The sequence below is a fragment of the Haladaptatus cibarius D43 genome (assembly GCF_000710615.1).
Lineage (GTDB): Archaea > Halobacteriota > Halobacteria > Halobacteriales > Haladaptataceae > Haladaptatus > Haladaptatus cibarius.
Genome location: NZ_JDTH01000006.1, coordinates 90,872 through 109,775 on the forward strand (window position 1 = coordinate 90,872; position 18,904 = coordinate 109,775).

Consider the following 18,904-nt stretch of genomic DNA (forward strand, 5'->3'; position numbering starts at 1 on the left):
GTCGCCACAATAGTCTGTTTCTGCGTCGAAATCGTGTTTGTACTGTACTACGAGTGGAACTTATTGCAGTACGAGTGGAGCTCGTGGTTTGGCATACTTCTAAGGACGTTCGAACCGTCCTCTCTTCTTCAAATGAGTGATATTGACGTCGCAATCGGCATCGACGCTGACTGTGTGGCAGGCTGGCTCGGGTCGTATGGTGGGGAAGATTCGCCCGCAGACCTCTCCCGAGGTATCTCGGCGGGAAAGGAAGGCATTCCTCGACTCGTCCAACTCTTCGAAGACGAAAACGTCGATACGTCGTGGTACATCCCCGGCCACACGATTGAAACGTTCCGTGATGAAGTCGAGGCCGTCGCGGCAGGCGGGCACGAAATCGGCATTCACGGCTATTCTCACGAGAATCCGACCGACCTCGACCGCGAACAGGAGGACACGATAATCGAAGCGTCCATCGATCTCATCAAGGACGTCACGGGAGAGCGACCTGCTGGTCACCGTGCCAGTTGGTGGGAGTACAGCGAGAACACGCCCGAACTCGTGGAGAAACACGATTTCCTCTACGACAGCAGTCTGATGGAGACGCAGTTCGAACCGACGTGGATGCGGACGGGCGATTCGTGGAAGAAGATACAGTACGACCAGTCCCCCGAGACGTGGATGGAACCCTACCAGTACGGTGAGGAAACCGACGTCGTGGAAATCCCCATCAGTTGGTATCGAGACGACATCCCGCCGATGCTGTTCGTCAAACAGCCGAACTACCACGCAGGCTACAAAGACCCCGCGATGCTGTACGAACAGTACTACAAGCGGCAGTTCGACTTTCTCTACAATCGCCGCAAAGCGGGCGTGTACACGCTGACAATTCATCCCGACCTTCACGGCCTTCCACACATGATACCCCACCTTGAGGAGTTCATTCAGTACGTGAAGGGGCACGAGAACGTCGAAATAAAGACGCTCGAAGAAATCGCGCACAAGTTCAAGGACGACCCGTCGGTGTACGAAAGCAAAGGGGAGTATGTATAAACTGACGATAGGTGTATAATGGACGTTCGAGGGTGCTGAAACGCCGACAGCCAAAACACCGCTCGAACCGTCTCCGGACTTCTTATAGTACCGACGTCAAAAAGATATCTCTCCCGAGTAACCTATCTTTGAGAGGTATTAAACTCATATGGTATGCTATATTAATAGTCGGTTCAAAATACTACTAATTTATTTTGTACCTCCCAACTTCACGGTGGGGTACAAATATTACGATCACTGCAATCGACAGTTGGAATCATCGATTTCAAGCACCCAGATAGTAACGATTCGAACAGTACGGACGGAAAAACGCGCGTTTTTGCTGCCAGTCACGTTTCAGCGACACTGCTGACTACGGAAAATGAAAGAGTAAGTAGAGGCAATCTCCATTGCAGTTAGTTCATAATGAATCTGACTAATAGAAGGATCTAAAAGTTGAACTGTATGTAAAACTATAATATTTAAATTATCCTACTGTTTGTCCAACGCCCGTTGGATAATCGTACTGTGCTGGGACTCTTTAGCGACGAGAGCGATTCTGAAGCGGGGCCGACTTTTCATTAGGAGTCTACGGTTGCAATCGTTTTGAGCAGGACATCGACGGCGATTCGGACGGACGTTTCGTCGATGTCGAAATTCGGAGTGTGATGACCGTTTGGGTGGTCACTGCCGATTCCGACGTATGTGGCTTTTCCACCGTTTTCTTGCACTCGCTGAATCAAGAAGGATGCGTCTTCGCTCGCGCCGAATCGCTCCCGTTTCGAGACGTTCGTCACTCCTTTGACTGTCGCCGCAGCATCGGAAACGGCGGTTATCATCTCATCGTCGGCTTCGAACGTCGTCGTCTTTCCGTACGTCTCGATGTCGTATTCCACTTCGTGCATCGCTGCCGAGTGAGCCACGATGTGCCTTGATTTCTCCATCATGTAATCGTTGACAGCGGTCGTTTCGCCCCGAACTTCGATTATCAGTTCCGCATGGTCGGAGATAACGTTCTGTCCGTTCGGCGAAGAAACCTTTCCGACGTTTACTCTGGATGCGCCGTCGCTGTGGCGGGGTATCGCGTAGAGATTCTGTATCGCAGTCATCGCCGCTTGGAGCGCGTTCGACCCCTTCTGTGGTGCATTTCCGGCGTGTGCGGATTGACCGGTAAATCGAACGAGGAATTTGCAGTTACAGAGCGGTCGGTCGTACCCTGCGATGATCGTCCCCGTTTCGTTGCCGAGGCCCAGATGCAACGCCGCGAAATAATCGACATCGTCTACGTGACCGCTTTTACTCATGGGAATCGCCCCACGGCCGCCTTCCTCTGCGGGCTGGAAGAACAGCTTAAGTGTCCCATCGAACGCAGACTCTCCGATTTCGCGTGCAATGCCGATTCCGATGGCTGTGTGCCCGTCGTGCCCGCAGGCGTGCATTTCCTTCGAGTGGCGGCTGACGAATCCATCGCGCATCGGAGCGTGGGTGTCGTCGCGTGTTTCCACTATTTCCAGCGCGTCCATATCGACGCGGATGCCAACCACTGGCCCGGTGGCGTCGCCGTAGGTTCGTTCGGCCACGAGTCCGGTGCTGTTGCCCATCTGCTTTAGTACTTCTTCGGGGGCACTTTCATCGCTAGCACGGGCGCGCGCCGCGGCAATTTCGTCCTCGTCCGGAACGCCAAGCCGTTGCTCCACTGCTAACGCTTCCTCGCCGAGGTGGAGCGTGAAACCCAGCCGACCGAGTTCAGTTGCGACGAGTGCCGTGGTTCGAAACTCCTTCCATCCGACTTCCGGATGCGCATGTAAATCTCGACGTATCTCTACGAGTGACGCCGTTCCGTCCCATACTGAATCCTCGTTTTCCATCATTGTTGTTTTGGTGATCAGATACTTTTGGTAAAGCCAATTTCAGTCTACGTCAGACACGACACCGTCGTCCGACGGTCGTTCGTTCATCGCCTGTCGGGTCTTCTGTTTGAGATTATCGAGGTTGTGTTTTTCCGCGGCCTCCAGCACTCGTTCGTACTCGGGCTCCTGCATGAGCGAAATCCCGAAGAACAGGAATATCGAAATCGGAAGCCCGACGAAGATTGGATGCAGTCCCATGAACTCGGCGGTGTCCGCAAACCATCCCGCCCACCACCACGCGACCGTGAGGCCAGCACCGAAGGCGATGCTCCAGAAGGCTGCGTCAGAAGTTCCGCGTGGCCAGTAAAACGCGGCGAGCCACGGCACGAGAACACCACCGGTCAACGCGACTGCACCGAAGACGATGAGGTCGATGATGCCGGGGACGACGAGCGCAAGTGCGAGCGAGAGCATCATCAGGCCAAGCACGGCAACCCGTGATGCTTGTTGCTGTTTGTCACTGCCAGCGTCCGGGTTCATGTACCGAAGGTAGATGTCCTCGACGAAGTTCGATGCACCGGAGAGCAGAAAGCTGTCGCCGCTGCTCATGACAGCAGCCGCGAGCGCCGCGAGGAGAATTCCGGCGAGCCACGTCGGGAGGATATCAACCGCCATCGTCGGCATCAAGAGCTGTGAGTCCGCAATCGAGGGGTACATCACGATACCCATCGCACCGACGATGAGTGGAACCGGAATGTAGGCGAATCCGATGATGCCGTTGAGGGTCGTTCCGACGAAGCCATCACGAGGGCTTCGTGCCGACATTACGCGTTGGAGATACCCCTGTCGGACGAGCATGCTCGGAACGAGCGTCACGACGTAGCCAGCGATGAGCGTCCATTCCATCGCAAAGAGGTCAAACGCCTGTGGTGCGCGCTGGGTCACTTCGGCGGTCATCGTCGAGACGCCACCGAACTCGAAGATGCCGAGTATCGCCAGCATCCATAACCCGACGAAGAGAATGATTCCCTGAACGAAGTCTGTCCACATGACGGCGGCCATTCCACCGAGGATAGTGTATGCGGTGATGACGAGCGCACCGAGGATGGCTGCCTGCTCGATAGTGATGATATCACCGAGGAGGAAGCTGATGATAGTCCCTGCCGCCAACCACTGTGCTCCGAGTGTACTGACGAACCGGAGGATATAGAACGGTAATGCGATGAATCGCGTCTTCCCGTCGTAGCGGTCTTCCAGCATCGCCGGAATTGTAATGTTCGACGTCTTTGGGAGTTTGTGCCCGAGAAGCACCGCCACGACGAAGAAACTCGCAAGCGAAATACCAAAGCTCCAGAACGCCGTGATACTTTGCCCATCGTACGTCGATGCCGACAGCCCGATGGTTCCGCCTGCACCGATTGCCGTTGCGAAAAACGACAGCGCGACGAGGTACCACGGAGCACCTTTTCCTGCGAGGAAGAAATCTTCGAGGTCTTTCATCCCTTTCTTATGGAAGTATACGCCGATTGCCAACATCCCGATGATGTATGCAACGACAATGCCTGCTATGTATGACCGTAACATTCCTACAGACACGGTTTCACCATCACTATTTATACTTTTCTTCCCTCCAATGATAGGTGAACTAACTAATAATATAGAACATTTATCCATTTTTTACTGATTTTCTACCTCAATTGTTTTATTCTAGAATACAACATATCCGACTGGTTTGAGAAAGACACAAATACACACCCTTTGTCGCTCGGACTATGCAGATAGATGCAGAGCGTCTCCAGCGTGACCTAGAGACGAACGCACAGTTCGGTTCGGTTGCTGTCGATGACGGACACGCACGAACGGTGTTGACGGGAACTGATGCAGACGAACGTGCCCGGGACTATTTCGTCCGCCGACTTCGGGAAGCGGAGATGGACGTTCGAATCGACGCAGTCGGAAATATCGTCGGGCGGTGGGTTCCAGAAACCGCAAATCCCGATTCGAAAGCCGTCGCCACGGGGAGCCACCTCGATTCGGTTCCCGAAGGTGGGATTTTCGATGGCCCGCTCGGCGTGTACGCCAGTCTCGAAGCAGTTCGTGCGATGCAGGACGCAAACCTCCCCGTCGGTCGTCCGATTGAAGTTGTCTGTTTCACCGAGGAGGAAGGACAACGATTCGGCGTCGGTGCGTTAGGTTCGGCGGTCGTGACGGAATCGCTGTCCATCGACGATGCACACGCGCTCACCGATGAAGACGGGACGACCCTCGAAACCGCGCTCGATTCGATTGGTTTTCTGGGCGACGGTCGAATCCGACCGGAAAAATGGGATTCGTGGCTGGAACTGCATATCGAGCAGGACACACGGCTTGAAGCCGAGAGTACCTCGATTGGGGTCGTCACGGCGATTACGGGTATCGCGCGCTGTGCCGTTAGTATCGTCGGCGAGGCGAACCACGCGGGGACGACGTCGATGGCCGAACGAACGGACGCGCTCGCCGCGGCGAGTACCGTTGTCAACGAAGTCGAAACGGCGGCGATTCAGCTCACCGAGAAAGACGCGCCAACGGCCGTCGCAACGGTCGGGTCGCTCGATGTGTCGCCGAACGCACCGAATGTCGTTCCCGGACGAGTCGATTTCACCGTGGACATCAGGGACGTTTCTCATGAATCAATGCTAGAACTCATCGACCACGTCCGTGCTAGTTTGAACCGCGTAGAGGCGGAGCGTACCGTCGAAACGTCGTTTTCCCTGCCGCGACATCGGAACCCGAGAAAGATGAGCGAACGGTGTCGGCAAGCAGTTCACGAGACTGCAACCGAGGCCGAAATTTCCGCTATCGACCTTCACTCCGGGGCAGCCCACGACACGATGCGGCTAGAACCGTTCACCGACGTTGGGTTGCTTTTTGCACCTTCTCAGGACGGAATCTCTCATAATCCACTTGAATGGACGAATTGGGAAGATTGCGCCGACAGTGCCGAAGTACTCGCCGGTTCCCTCTTCAGCCTTTCAAACGGATAGATTCACGTCTCGTATTGGTTACTTTATGTCGTACATCCGATTATTCGCCTTGCACTTACTCACCAGTGCCGACGCTGGCAATCAATTTTTCGGATTCTTACCTCGAAAACGCTTGAAGTGGTAGTTTTCACCGCTTTTCCGGCGACTCACGGTTGTGAACACGTATCACTGCAGTTCTCACAATTCTATGTATGGGAAACAAACTTATTTCTCCCTTACACCTCCTGTAAGCTGCCGTCAGTCACAGTATCGATAGCACATCGAGATGCCGCGATGTTTATATCTGCTCGATACGGCTCAATAGCGCTTATGCTGGAACCAACGATTTCCACGATATGGAAACGCCTATGTGCTCGGCGTATTTGGGTGTGTGTATGACACACTCACCCGGCGACGAGGGGTCGACACAAAGCCTCAAAACGGTAACGACGACGTTCGATATAATCGATGCACTCGAATCGCTCGCTGGTGCGGGTGTGACGGAACTGGCGGACCATCTCGATATCTCCAAGAGTGCCGTGTATAAACATCTGTACACGCTGAAAGAGCGAAAGTACGTCGTGAAGGACGGCAACGACTATCGACTCAGTCTCCAGTTTCTCCTTTTGGGAGAGCACGTTCGAAACCAGAATCCGCTCTTCCGCATCGGTAAGCCGGAAATCGAGAAATTGGCGGACGAAACTGGGGAGTACGCACATCTGACGACGGAGCAACACGGTCTTGGAATCAATCTCTGTAAGATTCGCGGTGAACACGCCGTCGGAACTGACTACCAAATTGCAAAAAAACAGCGTGCGAACTATCTTCACTCGATGGCAACGGGGAAGGCTATTCTCGCGTTTCTTCCGGAAGAGCGAGTGAACTGGATAATCGACCGGTATGGCCTCCCTGAGATGACCGATTCGACACTCACTGACCGTGAAACGCTGTTCGAATCCCTCGCAGAGATTCGAGAACAGGGATACGCAGTCAACGATGGTGAGGAAGTCGAGGGTCTTCGTGCCGTCGGTGCCCCGATTCACGACCGGGACAAGTCTGTTCTCGGTGCGCTGAGCGTATCAGCACCGAAAACACGGCTCAGTGGTGACCAATTCCGCAAACACATTCCGGAGTTGGTGACTCGAACGGCGAACGTCATCGAGGTTAATCTAAATATGGTCGAACGCTCTTCGGATATCGGTTCGCTCTAACATTACAAAACTAATTCTGTAATGGATATTCACATTTCTAGTCTTCACACGAAGTACTCATCTATTGATGTAAAACTGCTCTTCGAACAATCCATTACAAAACTTGTCTTGTAATGGTCCGTTGATGCATTCCATGAGTGGATCTACCACGCTACGTTTAGCGATACAAAACATACGAAACCTATCTGTAGGAGAGATTGATGCTGATGACGTTTGCGGCTCGCATGACCATATCGGGGACGGTTGACTCCAGATGTTCGTCGCGCATCCTACTCGCGGGGCCAGCAACGCTTACAGCGCCACGAACGGTGCCGTCGTTCGTGATAACCGGTGCCGCAACGCACCGAATCCCTTCGGCCCGTTCTTCCATGTCGAGTGCGTATCCCTGTTCACGAATACGCTCCAAATCATCGAACAGTTCCTCGCGTGTCGAGACGGTGTGCTTCGTACTCGGTTCGAGGCCGTGGCTCTCGATGATTGCTTCGACGCGGTCTTTCGGCATGTGTGCGAGAATGGCCTTCCCGAGTCCTGTCTGGTGTAGATAGACGCGAGAACCGATCCCTGTGTCGAGCGACAGTGCGTTTTCTCCTTCTGCGCGATAGAGGTAGATTCCACGTCCGTGTTCTTCGACGAGAATATTGCCGAGTTCGCCCGTTTCCTCGGCGAGTTTGTCCACTTCCGGCATTCCCACCTCGTAAATTTTGTGCTGGTTTTTTATCTGTTCGCCGAACTCGAAAAATCGAAGCCCCAATCGGAATTGGGTTCCGTCTTTCACGACCAGTTCGTTCTCTTCGAGCGTCGTTAGGTGGTTGTGAACCGTTCCCTTCGTAATATCGAGGTGGTTCGAAAGTTCGGTCACTCCAGCCCCATCCAACTCGGCCACCTTTTTCAGGATTGTGGCGGTGGTTTCCACGGCCTTTACCGGGTTTTTTGCGCGTCCCATGTCATTCGACGGGAGGGCCAACCACAAAAAAGTTGTTTAGTGATTCTAAACATATCGTTGCGCTAACTGTACACTGTATATTTGATTGTTTACGGACGTGCGAGTGTGTAGAAATTTTCTACAGTCGCCCTTGTGAGTTCTAACGCTTCTATGGAGTCGAAAGCAATCGAAATTAGGGAGGTATGATTTTCGTTCGCTGCGAGCTAGCCGCGAAAAACGGTTTAGCAGGACTAAACGCAACGGCGAAAAACGCTCGGCGAAAGCTTTTACATGTGGTGTCTCAGATACTCCTGTGCCGAATATGGACTATGAACTAGATGCAAATGTAGCTCTCGTCACAGCATCGAGTAGCGGCCTCGGAAAGGCGTCGGCGAAAGCCCTCGCGGCCGAGGGTGCGAACGTCGTCATCAACGGTCGAAACGAAGACCGTCTCGCGGAAGCCGAAGACGATGTTCGGGCAGTCGCCGAGGGCGACGTGCTCGCCGTGCAAGGCGACCTGACGAACTACGACGATATTGAACACCTCGTCGAACGCACCGTCTCCGAGTTCGGCGGAATCGACCACCTCGTAACCAATGCCGGTGGCCCACCGAGCGGCCCGTTCATGGAACTGGACGACGAGGATTGGTACGGCGCGTTCGACCTCCTCGTGATGAGCGTCGTTCGCCTCGTCCGCGAGGCGGCCCCGCATCTTCGCGAGGACGGTGGCGGAACCATCGTCACGATAACCTCTCGAAGCGTCAAAGAGGCGATTCCGTCGCTCGTGCTCTCGAACGCCGTTCGCATGAGCGTCATCGGCCTCGAAAAGACCCTCTCGAAGGAACTTGCGCCGGAAATCCGGTCGAACGCGGTTCTCCCGGCACCGCACGAGACGGCTCGCCAGCAGGAACTCATTCAGGCTGCCGTCGATAGAGGGGAGTACGACAGTTACGAGGAGGGCCTCGACGCGAAGGGTGACATCAACCCACTCGGTCGTATCGGCGACCCGATGGAACTCGGTGACGCCGTCGCGTTCCTCTCCTCGGAGCAGTCGAGTTTCATCAACGGCGTTGCCATCCCCATCGACGGCGGACAGGGCGCGTCCAACCTGTAGCCATGACACGACTTGCACGAACAATCGACGGTAGACCTATGCTCGGCGATGACGACGGATTCGTTCCGCTTTCGTCCGCCGACCCATCGCTCACGACGATTCGTGACGCCCTTCCGCTCGCCGCGACGGGCGACCTGCCGACGCCGGACGAAGCGTCGGCGAGCCGCGTTCCCGAACGACACCTTTCGTTCGCCGCGCCGCTCGAACGCCCCGGAAAACTGTGGGGAATCGGACTGAACTACGCCGACCACGCGTCGGATTTGAACGAAGACAGCCCGACGGAGCCTGCGAGCTTTATGAAACCCGCGACGGCAGCCACCGGCCCTGAGGGGTCGATTCGGCTTCCGCCGCGGGACATCACGAACCGCGTGACCGCGGAGGCAGAACTTGCGTTGGTTATCGGCCAGACGTGTTCCAACGTGGACGAAGCCGACGTTGACGACGTTATCGCCGGATACGTCCCCGTCATCGATATGACCGCAGAAGACATCTTGGAGCGAAATCCGCGCTTTTTGACCCGGTCGAAAAGTTTCGACTCGTTTCTCGTCTTCGGCCCGTCGTTGGTCACGACCGACCAAGTCGGTTCGCTGGACGAACTCTCCGTTAGAACAGTCGTCAACGAGGAAGTCGCCGCGGAAAACCGGATTCGGAACATGATGGCGACGCCGCGCGAACTCGTGGCGTTCCACTCGAACGTCATGACGCTCGAACCGGGCGACGTTATTTCGACCGGAACGCCCGGTGCGAAACACATCGTTCCCGGCGACAGCGTCAGAGCCGAAGTCGAACGCGTCGGCACCGTCAGTTCGGACGTGGTCGGATGAGGTTCGAACGTCACTCAAACGTCAGAAAGATTTTAGACACCCTGTGCGCCACATCATAACACACCACCCATGAAAATAGCAGAAGTAGAGAGTTTCGCCGTATCGATTCCGCTGAAAGAACCCGTCGCCTTCGCAACTCGCGTCGTGGAAGAACGCGACCACGCCATCGTGTACGTCCGAACGGAGGACGGCACCGAGGGCGTCGGATACTCCCTCGGCTACGGCGGTGCCGACGTCATTGCAAAGGCCGTAGAAAGCGTTCTCGCGCCGATGGTCGAAGGCGAAGACCCCCGTGACACGTCTCGCCTCTGGAGCGAGATGTTCGACGCCACGGTGCAAATAGGTCGAAAGGGCGTGATGGTGCGGGCCATCTCCTGCATCGACACAGCCCTCTGGGACATCAAGGCGAAAGCCGCCGGAATGCCCTTGTACAAACTGCTCGGCGGGCACGCCGACGAAGTCCCGGCATACGCCAGCGGCGGTTACTACCGCGAAGGGAAGGGCCTCGAAGGCCTCCGCGAGGAGATGGAAACCTACGTTGACCGCGGTCACGACGTGGTCAAAATGAAAGTCGGGCGAAAATCGCTGGAGGAGGAAGTCGAGCGAGTTCGCGTCGCCCGCGAAGCTATCGGCCCGAACCGAACGCTCCTCATGGACGCGAACGGCAAGTGGAAGAACAAACAGGAAGCCGTCCGCGCCTGCCGTGCGTTCGAAGAGTACAACCCGTACTTCATCGAGGAACCGGTGATGCCCGACAGCCTCGACCTCTACCGCGAGGTCAACGAATCGCTCGACTACGCCGTCGCGGGCGGCGAACTGGAGTTCAACCGCTACGGTTTCGCCGACCTGCTCCGCGAGGACGCCGTCGAAATCATCCAACCCGACGTGACGGTCGTCGGCGGCGTCACCGAGTGGATGCGCGTCGCCGACATGGCCGCGTGTCACGACATTCCGGTCGCACCGCACTACAACTGGGATCTGCACATCCAACTGCTCGCCGCCATCGAAAACGGCCTCTGGATAGAGTACTTCTACCGCGACTCGGACGTGAAGGCGTTCGACGACGTGTTGACGTACCCGGTCGAACCGGAAGACGGGATGATACAACTCCCACAGCGTCCCGGTCACGGCGTCGAACTCGAACGGGACGCCCTCGAAGAGTTCCGAATCTGAGTAGAGCGGTTCCGACGCCAACCGATTACGCAAAAATTCGAATGTGCGGACGCCGTTACAGTTCGTACCGTTCGCCGGGCGATAGTTCGGCGATAGTCGGCGCGTTTTCCCCTGCCCGGTCTGCGAGTTCGACGGCGAACTCTTCGACTTCGTCGCTCCCCGGAACGTAGTGAACCGGAATCACGGTTTCAGTGTCCAACCATCCGGCGGCGACGGCGGCGTCACGGGGCGGAAGCGGGGCGAGGTCGCCCGGCGCGCTCCCGACAGGGAGCATCACGGTGTCCGGTTCGTTTAGCTCGACGAACAGTTCGAGGTCGCTGAACAACGACGTGTCCCCGGCGTAGTAGAGGCTCGCGTCGGGAAAGTCGAACTGAAATCCGAGCGGCATCCCCGACAGTCGTTGCCCGTCCGATTCGAAGTACGAGAGATGGCGGGTTTCGAGCACGCGCACCTCGACGCCGAACAGTTCGAACGCGTTGCCCCAGATGACTCGTTCCACGTTTGCTTCTGGAACACCCTCGGTTACGAGATGGTCGGCGACTGCAGGTTCGGTGTAGACCGTTGCACCCGATTCCGCCGCGATTTCGACGGTGTCCCCGAGATGGTCGTAAGCACCGTGTGTGACGAAGATTGCGTCTATATCCTCGAAATTCGACACCGTTTCGTCGCTCCATTCGGGTTCGAGAACCCACGGGTCAACGAGTATTCGAACGTCTCCATCCGTCACTTCGAACGACGAGAGGCCGTAGTACGTGAGGCTGGCCGGTTCTGCTGACGACATAGCTTCCCCTCTTTTCCCCGGTTACAATACTGTTCCGGCGTTGACCGGCATGTCCAATTTCGATGACACTGACCTGAACACTTTTGTGAGGTGCCGATAAACGGGTTGCTACAGCACATGACCACAAACGTCCTACTGACGGGTGCGTTCGGGCGTGTCGGCACGGCCATCATCGACCACCTCGCAGACAGAGATGAGTACGAGTTCACGTATCTCAACCGGTCGGAACGAGAGGAATACGACACGTTCGTCGCGGACGTTTCGAACTACGAGGAGATGCGTCCGGCCTTCGACGACCAAGATGCGGTTATCCACCTCGCTGGCTACCCGGAAACCGACGGTACGTGGGAACAGATACTACAAAACAACATCATCGGGATGCAGAACACGCTCCAAGCCGCCAGAGACGCGGAGGTGCCGAAGTTCATCTTCGGTTCCACCAATCACGTCGTCGGCATGTACGAAGCGGAGTTCGCACCCGAACTATACGAACCCGGTTTCGACCTGCTGGTTGACCAAGATTCACCCCGGCGTCCAGACTCCTACTACGGAACCTCGAAATCGTTCGACGAAGACCTCGGTCGGTACTACGTCGAGAACTACGACTACCCAGAGCAGTTCTACTCGCTTCGGATCTGCTCGGTTCGCCACGAGGAGTACGACCACCCCTACGGCGACGCAGAACACGGCGCAGACGAAGGAGAGTGGGAGCGAGGTAGTCCAGAATACGATCTGAAAGTCGCGCGGATGAAGGCGATGTGGCAGTCCCGCCGCGACCTCGCTCAGCAAGTCGATTGCTGTCTGCGAGACGACGACGTGGAATACGACGTATTCTTCGGCGTCAGCGACAACGACCGCCGATGGTTCAGCATCGAACACGGACGGGACGTTATCGGATACGACCCGCAGGACAACGGCGAGGAGTGGGACGCGCCGCCGGAGGGGAACTAAATGACGAAGAAACTGCTCCTCGACGTTGACCCCGGAATCGACGACGCGCTTGCGATTCTGATGGCGCTCGGAAACGACGATGTGGAAGTCGTCGGCCTGACCACGGTCATGGGGAACACGACCATCGAGAACACAACGAACAACGCCCTCGCACTGCTGGAGTTCGTGGACAGAACCGACATTCCCGTCGCGGAGGGTGCAGGCCGTCCGTTTGCGGATGAACTCGTGATGGCCGAATACGTCCATGGGCCGGGCGGCGTGCCGGAAACCGTTCGTGAGGCGCTTCCTGACCCGTCCACTGACCCCATCGACCAGCATGCCGCCGACTTCATCCTCGAACAAGCGGAGAAGTACGGCGACGACCTCACAATCGCCGCGGTCGGCCCCCAAACGAACGTCGCGCTGGCGATGGCGAAAGACCCGACGCTTCCAGATACCGTCGCGGACATCTACCAGATGGGCGGCGCGCTGAAGACGACGGGGAACATCACGCCGCAGGCGTCCTTTAATTTCTACGTCGATGCCGCCGCCGCGGCCCGCGTCGTGCAGGACGGGTGGCCGACCGTCGTCGGCCTCGATGTAACTGAACCGGCGCATCTCCCGCCAGAGGCGCAGAAGCGCTTCCGCGGACGGGGTTCGCTCGGCGACGTTATCGCGGACATCCTCGAATACAAGGCACAGGGGCCGGACGGAACGGTCGCCGAAGGTGGTTCCATCACGAGTGACGCGGTTGTCTTGGCAGGTTTCCTCGGCAACCCGCTGACCTACGAGGATGCCTACGTGGAAATCGACACGACGGACGGGCCGTCGAACGGCGCGACCGTCTACGACGAACACGGCGTCTACGAGAAACAGCCGAACTGCACCGTCGCGCTCGATGTGGACATCGAGCGCTGTCGTGAGGTCATCATGTCGAACTTAGAGAAGCTACTGCCCGAGGGAGACGCATGAATCGAATACTTGCCGTCGTTAAGCCGACGGACACGGATGTGGAACTGCTCGAAGAGGCTGGCGCGGTCGCCGCGGGAACGGGCGTCGAGGTAGTCGTCCTCGCGCTCGTGTCGGAGGGAAGCGAGGATGCGTCGGTGGACTCGATACGGCAGTGGGACGGCTTCGACGCCACCAAAACCGACGAAACGGCGGAAACCGTCAATCGATTTGCGGAGTACCTCGGGAGTCAGATTCTCGACCCGTTCGGGGTCGAGTATCTCGCCGTCGGCGAGCGAATCGAAACCACCCGACCGTCGAGCAAAATCATCGACGTCGCGGAAAACCACGACTGTGACCACGTCTACGTCAGCAACCGCGGTCGGTCGCCGACTGGAAAGGCACTGTTCGGTGACACGACCCAGTCTGTGATTCTGAACTTCGACGGGTTCGTCACGGTGCGAACTGCGTAACACGGTACGAATCGCATACGGTACGAATAGCGTAAGGACGAAAACGCGCTCACGGTTCCGAATGGAAACGAGGCTTTGGTCGGTTACCCTCGGGTGAATCGGTCGATTCCTCTCCCGAGGTGGAAGAACCAAACATTTAATAGGGGTTATCTCACACTCATTCATGGTACATAATGTCAAGCACAGGTGCCACGACTAGTACGAGTCGTATCGAACGGTTTCGTGAAAACGTTTCGGAGGATTTCACGACGACAACGTGGGTGCTCATTCCATTGGGTATCGGCATCAACGCAATCGGCGGATTCATCGCAAGTACGCTGAAGCTCCCGCTGTTTTTGGACAACATCGGGACGATGCTCATCGGCATCCTCGCCGGACCGTGGGCGGCTGCGCTGACCGGTGCCCTCGCGAATCTCATTCAAGCGATGCTCGGAAACCCGGTTCAACTTGCGTTCATGCCGGTTCCGGTCGCTATCGGCCTTGTTACGGGATTTCTAGCTCGCAGAGGGTGGTTCGACAGCGTGAAGAAGACGATTGTTCCGGCCATCGTCCTCACCGTCGTGGCCACCATCATCGCGACGCCCATCGTCGTCCTCGTGTTCGGCGGCGTCACCAGTTCAGGAACGAGTTTGGTCACTGCGACACTCGTTGCGACGGGTCGAAGCCTCGTCGAAAGCGCGGCCACCGCACAGTTCGCCGTCGAGTTCGTGGACAAAGGTGGGTCGGCCTTCATCGCCTACTTCATCGGAAAGTCGGTTCCGTCCCGATACCTCCCGCCACAGGGGCAAGATATATATTCGTAGTTGGTTCAAGAAAAGGTATGCAACGGAGTTGTGTGGGTTACAATCACCTCTGTCATATGAGGTACATATCAATGCACAAGGAATACATCAATGCCTGATTCGGATACCTCGATATACCAACCCGGCGAGAGCATACTGCACAGAATGAATCCGGTGACGGAAATCGTGCTTGCAACCTGTCTCTCGTTGGTGGTGTTCATCGTCGGCGACTACCGAATCCCGCTCGCGCTGGCGCTCGTTTTGATCGGGTTCGTGTTCGTCGCACGAGTGCACGGCCTCCTCCTCAAACTGTACGGAGCAGTTGCCGTGCCGTTCGCGTTCTTCTTGCTCCTCATTCAGGGCATTCTGCTCAGGCCAGCAGACCCGACGGCGTTGTACACGTTCGGTTCGATAACCGTTTGGGAGTCGGGCTTCGAGCAGGCACGACTGATATTCCTGCGAATCAGCGTCCTCATACTGGCGTTCCTGTTGTTCGCCACGACGGCACAGCCACAACGGATGCGTATCGCTCTCATGGAGAAGGGGGTGCCGAGCAAACTCGCATACGTGTTCATCGCATCGCTCCAGATAATCCCGGAAATTCGAGATAGAGCAGGGGCCATCTCGGAAGCACAGCAGGCACGTGGACTCGACACCACGGCGGACGTTCGGACGCGCCTTTCGTCCATCGTCGCGCTGTTGGCCCCCCTGCTCATCAGTACGCTCATCGTCGCAAACACGCGAGCGTTGGCGCTCAACGCCCGCGGATTCCAATCTGAAGGACCACGGACGTACCTGTACGAGGTTTCCGACCCGACGGGCGAGCGCGTTCTGCGATACCTCGGTGGCGTTGCAGTTATCGCGGCAATCGGATGGAGGATTCTCATATGAGTTTGATAGAACTACACGACGTAACGTTTCAGTACGGCACCCAACCTGACGACGAATACGCCGTCAACGACATCGATTTCAGTATCGAAGAGGGCCAGTTCGTCGGAATCACGGGACAGAGTGAGGCAGGGAAGGCGACCCTCTGTCGGCTCATCTCCGGGCAGATTCCCCACTTCTACCACGGTGACCTCTCGGGAACGATCACCGTCGAAGGGGCTTCGACGGTCGAATCGACCGTCGGCGACCTTTCGAAGAAAATCGGATTCGTCTTCGAAAACCCCTACGACCAGCTTACGGGAGCGACCTCGACCGTCCTCGAAGAGGTCGCGTTCGGACTCGAAAGCCACGGTCTTACACGCGACGAAATGCGCGACCGGGCACGTGACAGCCTCGCCGCAATCGGGGTCGAAGACCTCGCTGACCGGAACCCGATGCAACTCTCCGGTGGGCAGTGCCAGCGCGTCGCCATCGCATCCGTCATCGCAATGCAACCTGACGTGATGGTTCTCCGGCAACCCACGGCACAGCTCGACCCGGAGGGAACCGAAGAGGTGTTCGACGTTGTCGGGTCGATGAACGAGGACGGATACACCATCGTGATGGTCAGCCAAGAGATAGAGCGATTGGTTCCCCACCTCGACCGACTCGTCGTGATGGACGACGGTACAATCCGGTTCGACGGACGGCCGGACAACGTTCTCGTCCGGGCAATCGAGGAGGGGCTTCCAATCCCCGTTCCCGACCCTGTCGAAATCGGACACCGACTCCGTGACGCCGGAACCGTCTCGGCCGACGAACCGATTCCGGTGACGGAGTCCGGTTGTCTGTCGGAACTCCGCCGTGTCGGCAACGGTCGGCTTCTCGGAAGCAAAACGGACGGCGGGCACAGCGCTTCGCCGCGCGACGAACCTCTCGACGAGACGGCCGACATCGTCCTCGATGAATTGCATCATCAGTACCCAAGCGGTGTCAAGGCGCTTCGCGGCGTCTCCTTCTCGCTCGATGACGGCTGTGTCTGTCTCATCGGTCAAAACGGTGCGGGAAAATCCACGTTGGTAAAGCACCTGAACGCGCTCCTCGAACCGACCGAGGGAGTTGCGTACATCCGTGGTGCGAACACGAGCGAACACACCACGGCCGAACTCGCCCACGAGGTTGGCCTGAGCTTTCAGAATCCGGACGACCAACTCTTCCACAGCACCGTCGAAGAGGAGATACAGTATGGCCCACGAAACCTCGACTTTGACGACGAAAAAGTGACGGAAACGACCGAACAGGCGCTACAATTGCTCGGATTAGACGAACGGCGGAACGAGAATCCGTACGACTTCGGCGAACCGTGGCGCAAGCGAGTCGCAGTGGCGTCCATCGTTGCGATGGACACGCCGATAGTCGTCCTCGACGAACCGACGAGCGGACAGGACGCGCCGGGATACGAACGGCTTGGACACGCCGTCGATACCCTCGCCGACCAGGGAAAACTCGTCGTCATCATCACGCACGACATGGATTTCGTGCGCGAGCACGCAGACCGAACTGTTCTCCTCGCAGAAGGACAGGTCATCGCGGACGGCGATACACGCGACGTGTTGGGCGATGCCGAAACGCTCTCTCGCTCGAACGTCCATCCGCCGACGGTGACGCGACTGAGTCTCGAACTCGGCGTCGGTTCGCTCCTCTCCGTCGAGGAGTTACTGGACGCCATCGGCGTTTCGACGGACGGTACATCGCCGTAGAATCGACCTCGAAGTACCACTCACGCAAGACGCAACCACACAGCCACACTAACACAATCACACGATACACATGAATACGAAACTACTGCTGGACGTAGACCCCGGAAACGACGACGCTATCGCACTGTTCATCGCACTTGCCGACGACGACGTTGATGTCGTCGGCATCACGACGGTGGCGGGCAACACGACGGTGGACAACGCGACACGAAACACGCTGTCCCTCCTCGAACTGGTCGATAGAACGGACGTTCCCGTTGCGAAGGGCGCGGGCCGTCCGCTCGCGGACGAACTGGAGATGGCAGAACACGTCCACGGGCCGGACGGCCTCCCCGAGGTGGTCAGAGAGGGCCTTTCCGAGCCATCGACCGAGACGATAGACCAGCACGCCGTCGATTTCATCATCGAACAGGCACACGAACACGGCGAGGACTTGACCATCGCGGCGCTCGGGCCGCAGACCAACCTCGCCTTGGCGCTCGCAAAGGAACCATCGCTTTCCGAGATGGTCGGCGACATCTATCAGATGGGTGGCGCGCTGAAGACGACGGGGAACGTCACGCCGCAGGCGTCCTTTAACTTCTACGTCGATGCCGCCGCCGCGGCCCGTGTCGTGCAAGATGCGAATCCGAAAGTCGTCGGCCTCGACGTGACGGAACACGTCTACGTGGACACGGAAGATATTCTGGAACTCGCCGAGGAGGCGGCCCCCCTTCCCACGATGGCCGCCATTCTGGAGTTCAGTATCGAGGAAGTTCGCTCGAAGTTCGGGCACGACGGTGGACTGGCGAGCGATGCGGTCGTTCTGGCCGACATCGTCAACGACGCGCTCGACTTCGAAGACGCCTACGTGGAAATCGACACGACGGGCGGGCCGTCGAACGGCGCGACCATCTACGACGAACACGGCGTCTACGAAAACCCACCGAACTGCGAGGTAGCGCTCGGTGTGGATGGAGACGCGTACCAGCGCACGGTTCTCGAAAGTCTTCGTACATTCGTTGAGTAACGCGAGTTAACGTCGCTCGCTTTCCGTCTGAATCGTGCTACTGACATAGCTACAGAAAGGATATACTAAATCGATAAAGTGGAAACTACTTATAATTGTACAATTGCGCAGGTAGCGTATTAATGTTTGGTTGGAGTTCCGGTCGGAACGAAAAACTCGCTCTTCGACTTAGCGACGCGCGAATCGTCTGCAACTTGTGTGGTCGATCATATCCGGTGACGGCCCTCTCGAAGTTGGCGTCTGTGAG

General features: G+C 57.1%; 17 protein-coding genes. 13 read left to right on the forward strand and 4 right to left on the reverse strand.

Annotation, left to right across the window (positions count from 1 at the left end):
* Nucleotides 1-132: 132 nt before the first annotated feature.
* A complete protein-coding gene (locus HL45_RS16335; protein ID WP_049972259.1) occupies nucleotides 133-1,032 on the forward strand; it encodes a polysaccharide deacetylase family protein in 900 nt (299 codons plus the stop codon).
* A 560-nt stretch (nucleotides 1,033-1,592) separates the two neighbouring features.
* On the opposite strand, the gene HL45_RS16340 is transcribed toward HL45_RS16335, so the two are convergent.
* Nucleotides 1,593-2,882 (reverse strand): amidohydrolase, encoded by a 1,290-nt coding sequence (locus HL45_RS16340; RefSeq protein WP_233274823.1) that lies wholly within the window; start codon nucleotides 2,880-2,882, stop codon nucleotides 1,593-1,595.
* Nucleotides 2,883-2,921: 39 nt separating this feature from the next.
* Entirely contained in the window at nucleotides 2,922-4,445 is a 1,524-nt protein-coding gene (locus HL45_RS16345; protein WP_049972260.1) for a sodium:solute symporter family protein, read from the reverse strand.
* A 188-nt stretch (nucleotides 4,446-4,633) separates the two neighbouring features.
* Here HL45_RS16345 and HL45_RS16350 point away from each other — a divergent pair, with 188 nt between their 5' ends.
* Both HL45_RS16350 and HL45_RS16355 read left to right on the forward strand, forming a co-directional pair.
* Nucleotides 4,634-5,884 (forward strand): Zn-dependent hydrolase, encoded by a 1,251-nt coding sequence (locus tag HL45_RS16350; protein WP_049972261.1) that lies wholly within the window; start codon nucleotides 4,634-4,636, stop codon nucleotides 5,882-5,884.
* A 374-nt stretch (nucleotides 5,885-6,258) separates the two neighbouring features.
* Nucleotides 6,259-7,074, forward strand: coding sequence for an IclR family transcriptional regulator (locus HL45_RS16355; protein ID WP_049972262.1), 816 nt, complete (start codon nucleotides 6,259-6,261; stop codon nucleotides 7,072-7,074).
* A 181-nt stretch (nucleotides 7,075-7,255) separates the two neighbouring features.
* Here the strand turns inward: HL45_RS16355 and HL45_RS16360 are convergent, their stop codons facing one another.
* A complete protein-coding gene (locus HL45_RS16360) occupies nucleotides 7,256-8,017 on the reverse strand; it encodes an IclR family transcriptional regulator (protein ID WP_049972263.1) in 762 nt (253 codons plus the stop codon).
* A 301-nt stretch (nucleotides 8,018-8,318) separates the two neighbouring features.
* On the opposite strand from HL45_RS16360, the gene HL45_RS16365 reads away from it, so the two are divergent.
* From HL45_RS16365 to HL45_RS16375, 3 genes are all read left to right on the forward strand, one after another.
* Complete coding sequence (locus HL45_RS16365) at nucleotides 8,319-9,110, forward strand: SDR family oxidoreductase (RefSeq protein ID WP_049972264.1); 792 nt, start codon at nucleotides 8,319-8,321, stop codon at nucleotides 9,108-9,110.
* A 2-nt stretch (nucleotides 9,111-9,112) separates the two neighbouring features.
* Complete coding sequence (locus HL45_RS16370) at nucleotides 9,113-9,934, forward strand: fumarylacetoacetate hydrolase family protein (RefSeq protein WP_049972265.1); 822 nt, start codon at nucleotides 9,113-9,115, stop codon at nucleotides 9,932-9,934.
* Nucleotides 9,935-10,003: 69 nt separating this feature from the next.
* Nucleotides 10,004-11,107: a mandelate racemase/muconate lactonizing enzyme family protein gene (locus HL45_RS16375; RefSeq protein ID WP_049972266.1), complete on the forward strand. Its 1,104-nt coding sequence runs from the start codon at nucleotides 10,004-10,006 to the stop codon at nucleotides 11,105-11,107.
* Nucleotides 11,108-11,162: 55 nt separating this feature from the next.
* Here HL45_RS16375 and HL45_RS16380 read toward each other — a convergent pair whose 3' ends face one another.
* On the reverse strand, nucleotides 11,163-11,888 hold the full coding sequence (locus HL45_RS16380) for a metal-dependent hydrolase (protein ID WP_049972267.1): 726 nt from the start codon (nucleotides 11,886-11,888) through the stop codon (nucleotides 11,163-11,165).
* A 117-nt stretch (nucleotides 11,889-12,005) separates the two neighbouring features.
* Here HL45_RS16380 and HL45_RS16385 point away from each other — a divergent pair, with 117 nt between their 5' ends.
* The 7 genes from HL45_RS16385 (at nucleotide 12,006) to HL45_RS16415 (ending at nucleotide 18,657) form a co-directional block, all read left to right on the forward strand.
* A complete protein-coding gene (locus HL45_RS16385) occupies nucleotides 12,006-12,839 on the forward strand; it encodes an NAD-dependent epimerase/dehydratase family protein (RefSeq protein WP_049972268.1) in 834 nt (277 codons plus the stop codon).
* Nucleotides 12,840-13,790: a nucleoside hydrolase gene (locus HL45_RS16390; protein ID WP_049972269.1), complete on the forward strand. Its 951-nt coding sequence runs from the start codon at nucleotides 12,840-12,842 to the stop codon at nucleotides 13,788-13,790.
* Nucleotides 13,787-14,239 (forward strand): universal stress protein, encoded by a 453-nt coding sequence (locus HL45_RS16395; RefSeq protein ID WP_049972270.1) that lies wholly within the window; start codon nucleotides 13,787-13,789, stop codon nucleotides 14,237-14,239. Before HL45_RS16390 ends, HL45_RS16395 begins: the two co-directional genes overlap by 4 nt.
* A 173-nt stretch (nucleotides 14,240-14,412) precedes the next feature.
* Nucleotides 14,413-15,042 (forward strand): ECF transporter S component, encoded by a 630-nt coding sequence (locus HL45_RS16400; protein ID WP_049972271.1) that lies wholly within the window; start codon nucleotides 14,413-14,415, stop codon nucleotides 15,040-15,042.
* 90 nt (nucleotides 15,043-15,132) lie between these two features.
* The gene (locus tag HL45_RS16405) at nucleotides 15,133-15,912 is read left to right on the forward strand and encodes an energy-coupling factor transporter transmembrane component T family protein (RefSeq protein ID WP_084157061.1); all 780 of its coding nucleotides are present in this window, start codon (nucleotides 15,133-15,135) and stop codon (nucleotides 15,910-15,912) included.
* Nucleotides 15,909-17,648: an ABC transporter ATP-binding protein gene (locus HL45_RS16410; protein ID WP_049972273.1), complete on the forward strand. Its 1,740-nt coding sequence runs from the start codon at nucleotides 15,909-15,911 to the stop codon at nucleotides 17,646-17,648. Before HL45_RS16405 ends, HL45_RS16410 begins: the two co-directional genes overlap by 4 nt.
* Nucleotides 17,649-17,718: 70 nt before the next feature.
* Entirely contained in the window at nucleotides 17,719-18,657 is a 939-nt protein-coding gene (locus HL45_RS16415; RefSeq protein WP_049972274.1) for a nucleoside hydrolase, read from the forward strand.
* The last annotated feature ends 247 nt before the right edge of the window (nucleotides 18,658-18,904 follow it).

Coding starts and splice junctions, on each gene's coding strand:
- HL45_RS16350 (WP_049972261.1), top strand. CDS start 4,634: ATGCAGATAGATGCAGAGCGTCTCCAGCGTGACCTAGAGACGAACGCA.
- HL45_RS16345 (WP_049972260.1), bottom strand. CDS start 4,445: ATGTTACGGTCATACATAGCAGGCATTGTCGTTGCATACATCATCGGG.
- HL45_RS16375 (WP_049972266.1), top strand. CDS start 10,004: ATGAAAATAGCAGAAGTAGAGAGTTTCGCCGTATCGATTCCGCTGAAA.
- HL45_RS16370 (WP_049972265.1), top strand. CDS start 9,113: ATGACACGACTTGCACGAACAATCGACGGTAGACCTATGCTCGGCGAT.
- HL45_RS16410 (WP_049972273.1), top strand. CDS start 15,909: ATGAGTTTGATAGAACTACACGACGTAACGTTTCAGTACGGCACCCAA.
- HL45_RS16365 (WP_049972264.1), top strand. CDS start 8,319: ATGGACTATGAACTAGATGCAAATGTAGCTCTCGTCACAGCATCGAGT.
- HL45_RS16335 (WP_049972259.1), top strand. CDS start 133: ATGAGTGATATTGACGTCGCAATCGGCATCGACGCTGACTGTGTGGCA.
- HL45_RS16340 (WP_233274823.1), bottom strand. CDS start 2,882: ATGATGGAAAACGAGGATTCAGTATGGGACGGAACGGCGTCACTCGTA.
- HL45_RS16400 (WP_049972271.1), top strand. CDS start 14,413: ATGTCAAGCACAGGTGCCACGACTAGTACGAGTCGTATCGAACGGTTT.
- HL45_RS16360 (WP_049972263.1), bottom strand. CDS start 8,017: ATGGGACGCGCAAAAAACCCGGTAAAGGCCGTGGAAACCACCGCCACA.
- HL45_RS16415 (WP_049972274.1), top strand. CDS start 17,719: ATGAATACGAAACTACTGCTGGACGTAGACCCCGGAAACGACGACGCT.
- HL45_RS16405 (WP_084157061.1), top strand. CDS start 15,133: ATGCCTGATTCGGATACCTCGATATACCAACCCGGCGAGAGCATACTG.
- HL45_RS16380 (WP_049972267.1), bottom strand. CDS start 11,888: ATGTCGTCAGCAGAACCGGCCAGCCTCACGTACTACGGCCTCTCGTCG.
- HL45_RS16395 (WP_049972270.1), top strand. CDS start 13,787: ATGAATCGAATACTTGCCGTCGTTAAGCCGACGGACACGGATGTGGAA.
- HL45_RS16390 (WP_049972269.1), top strand. CDS start 12,840: ATGACGAAGAAACTGCTCCTCGACGTTGACCCCGGAATCGACGACGCG.
- HL45_RS16385 (WP_049972268.1), top strand. CDS start 12,006: ATGACCACAAACGTCCTACTGACGGGTGCGTTCGGGCGTGTCGGCACG.
- HL45_RS16355 (WP_049972262.1), top strand. CDS start 6,259: ATGACACACTCACCCGGCGACGAGGGGTCGACACAAAGCCTCAAAACG.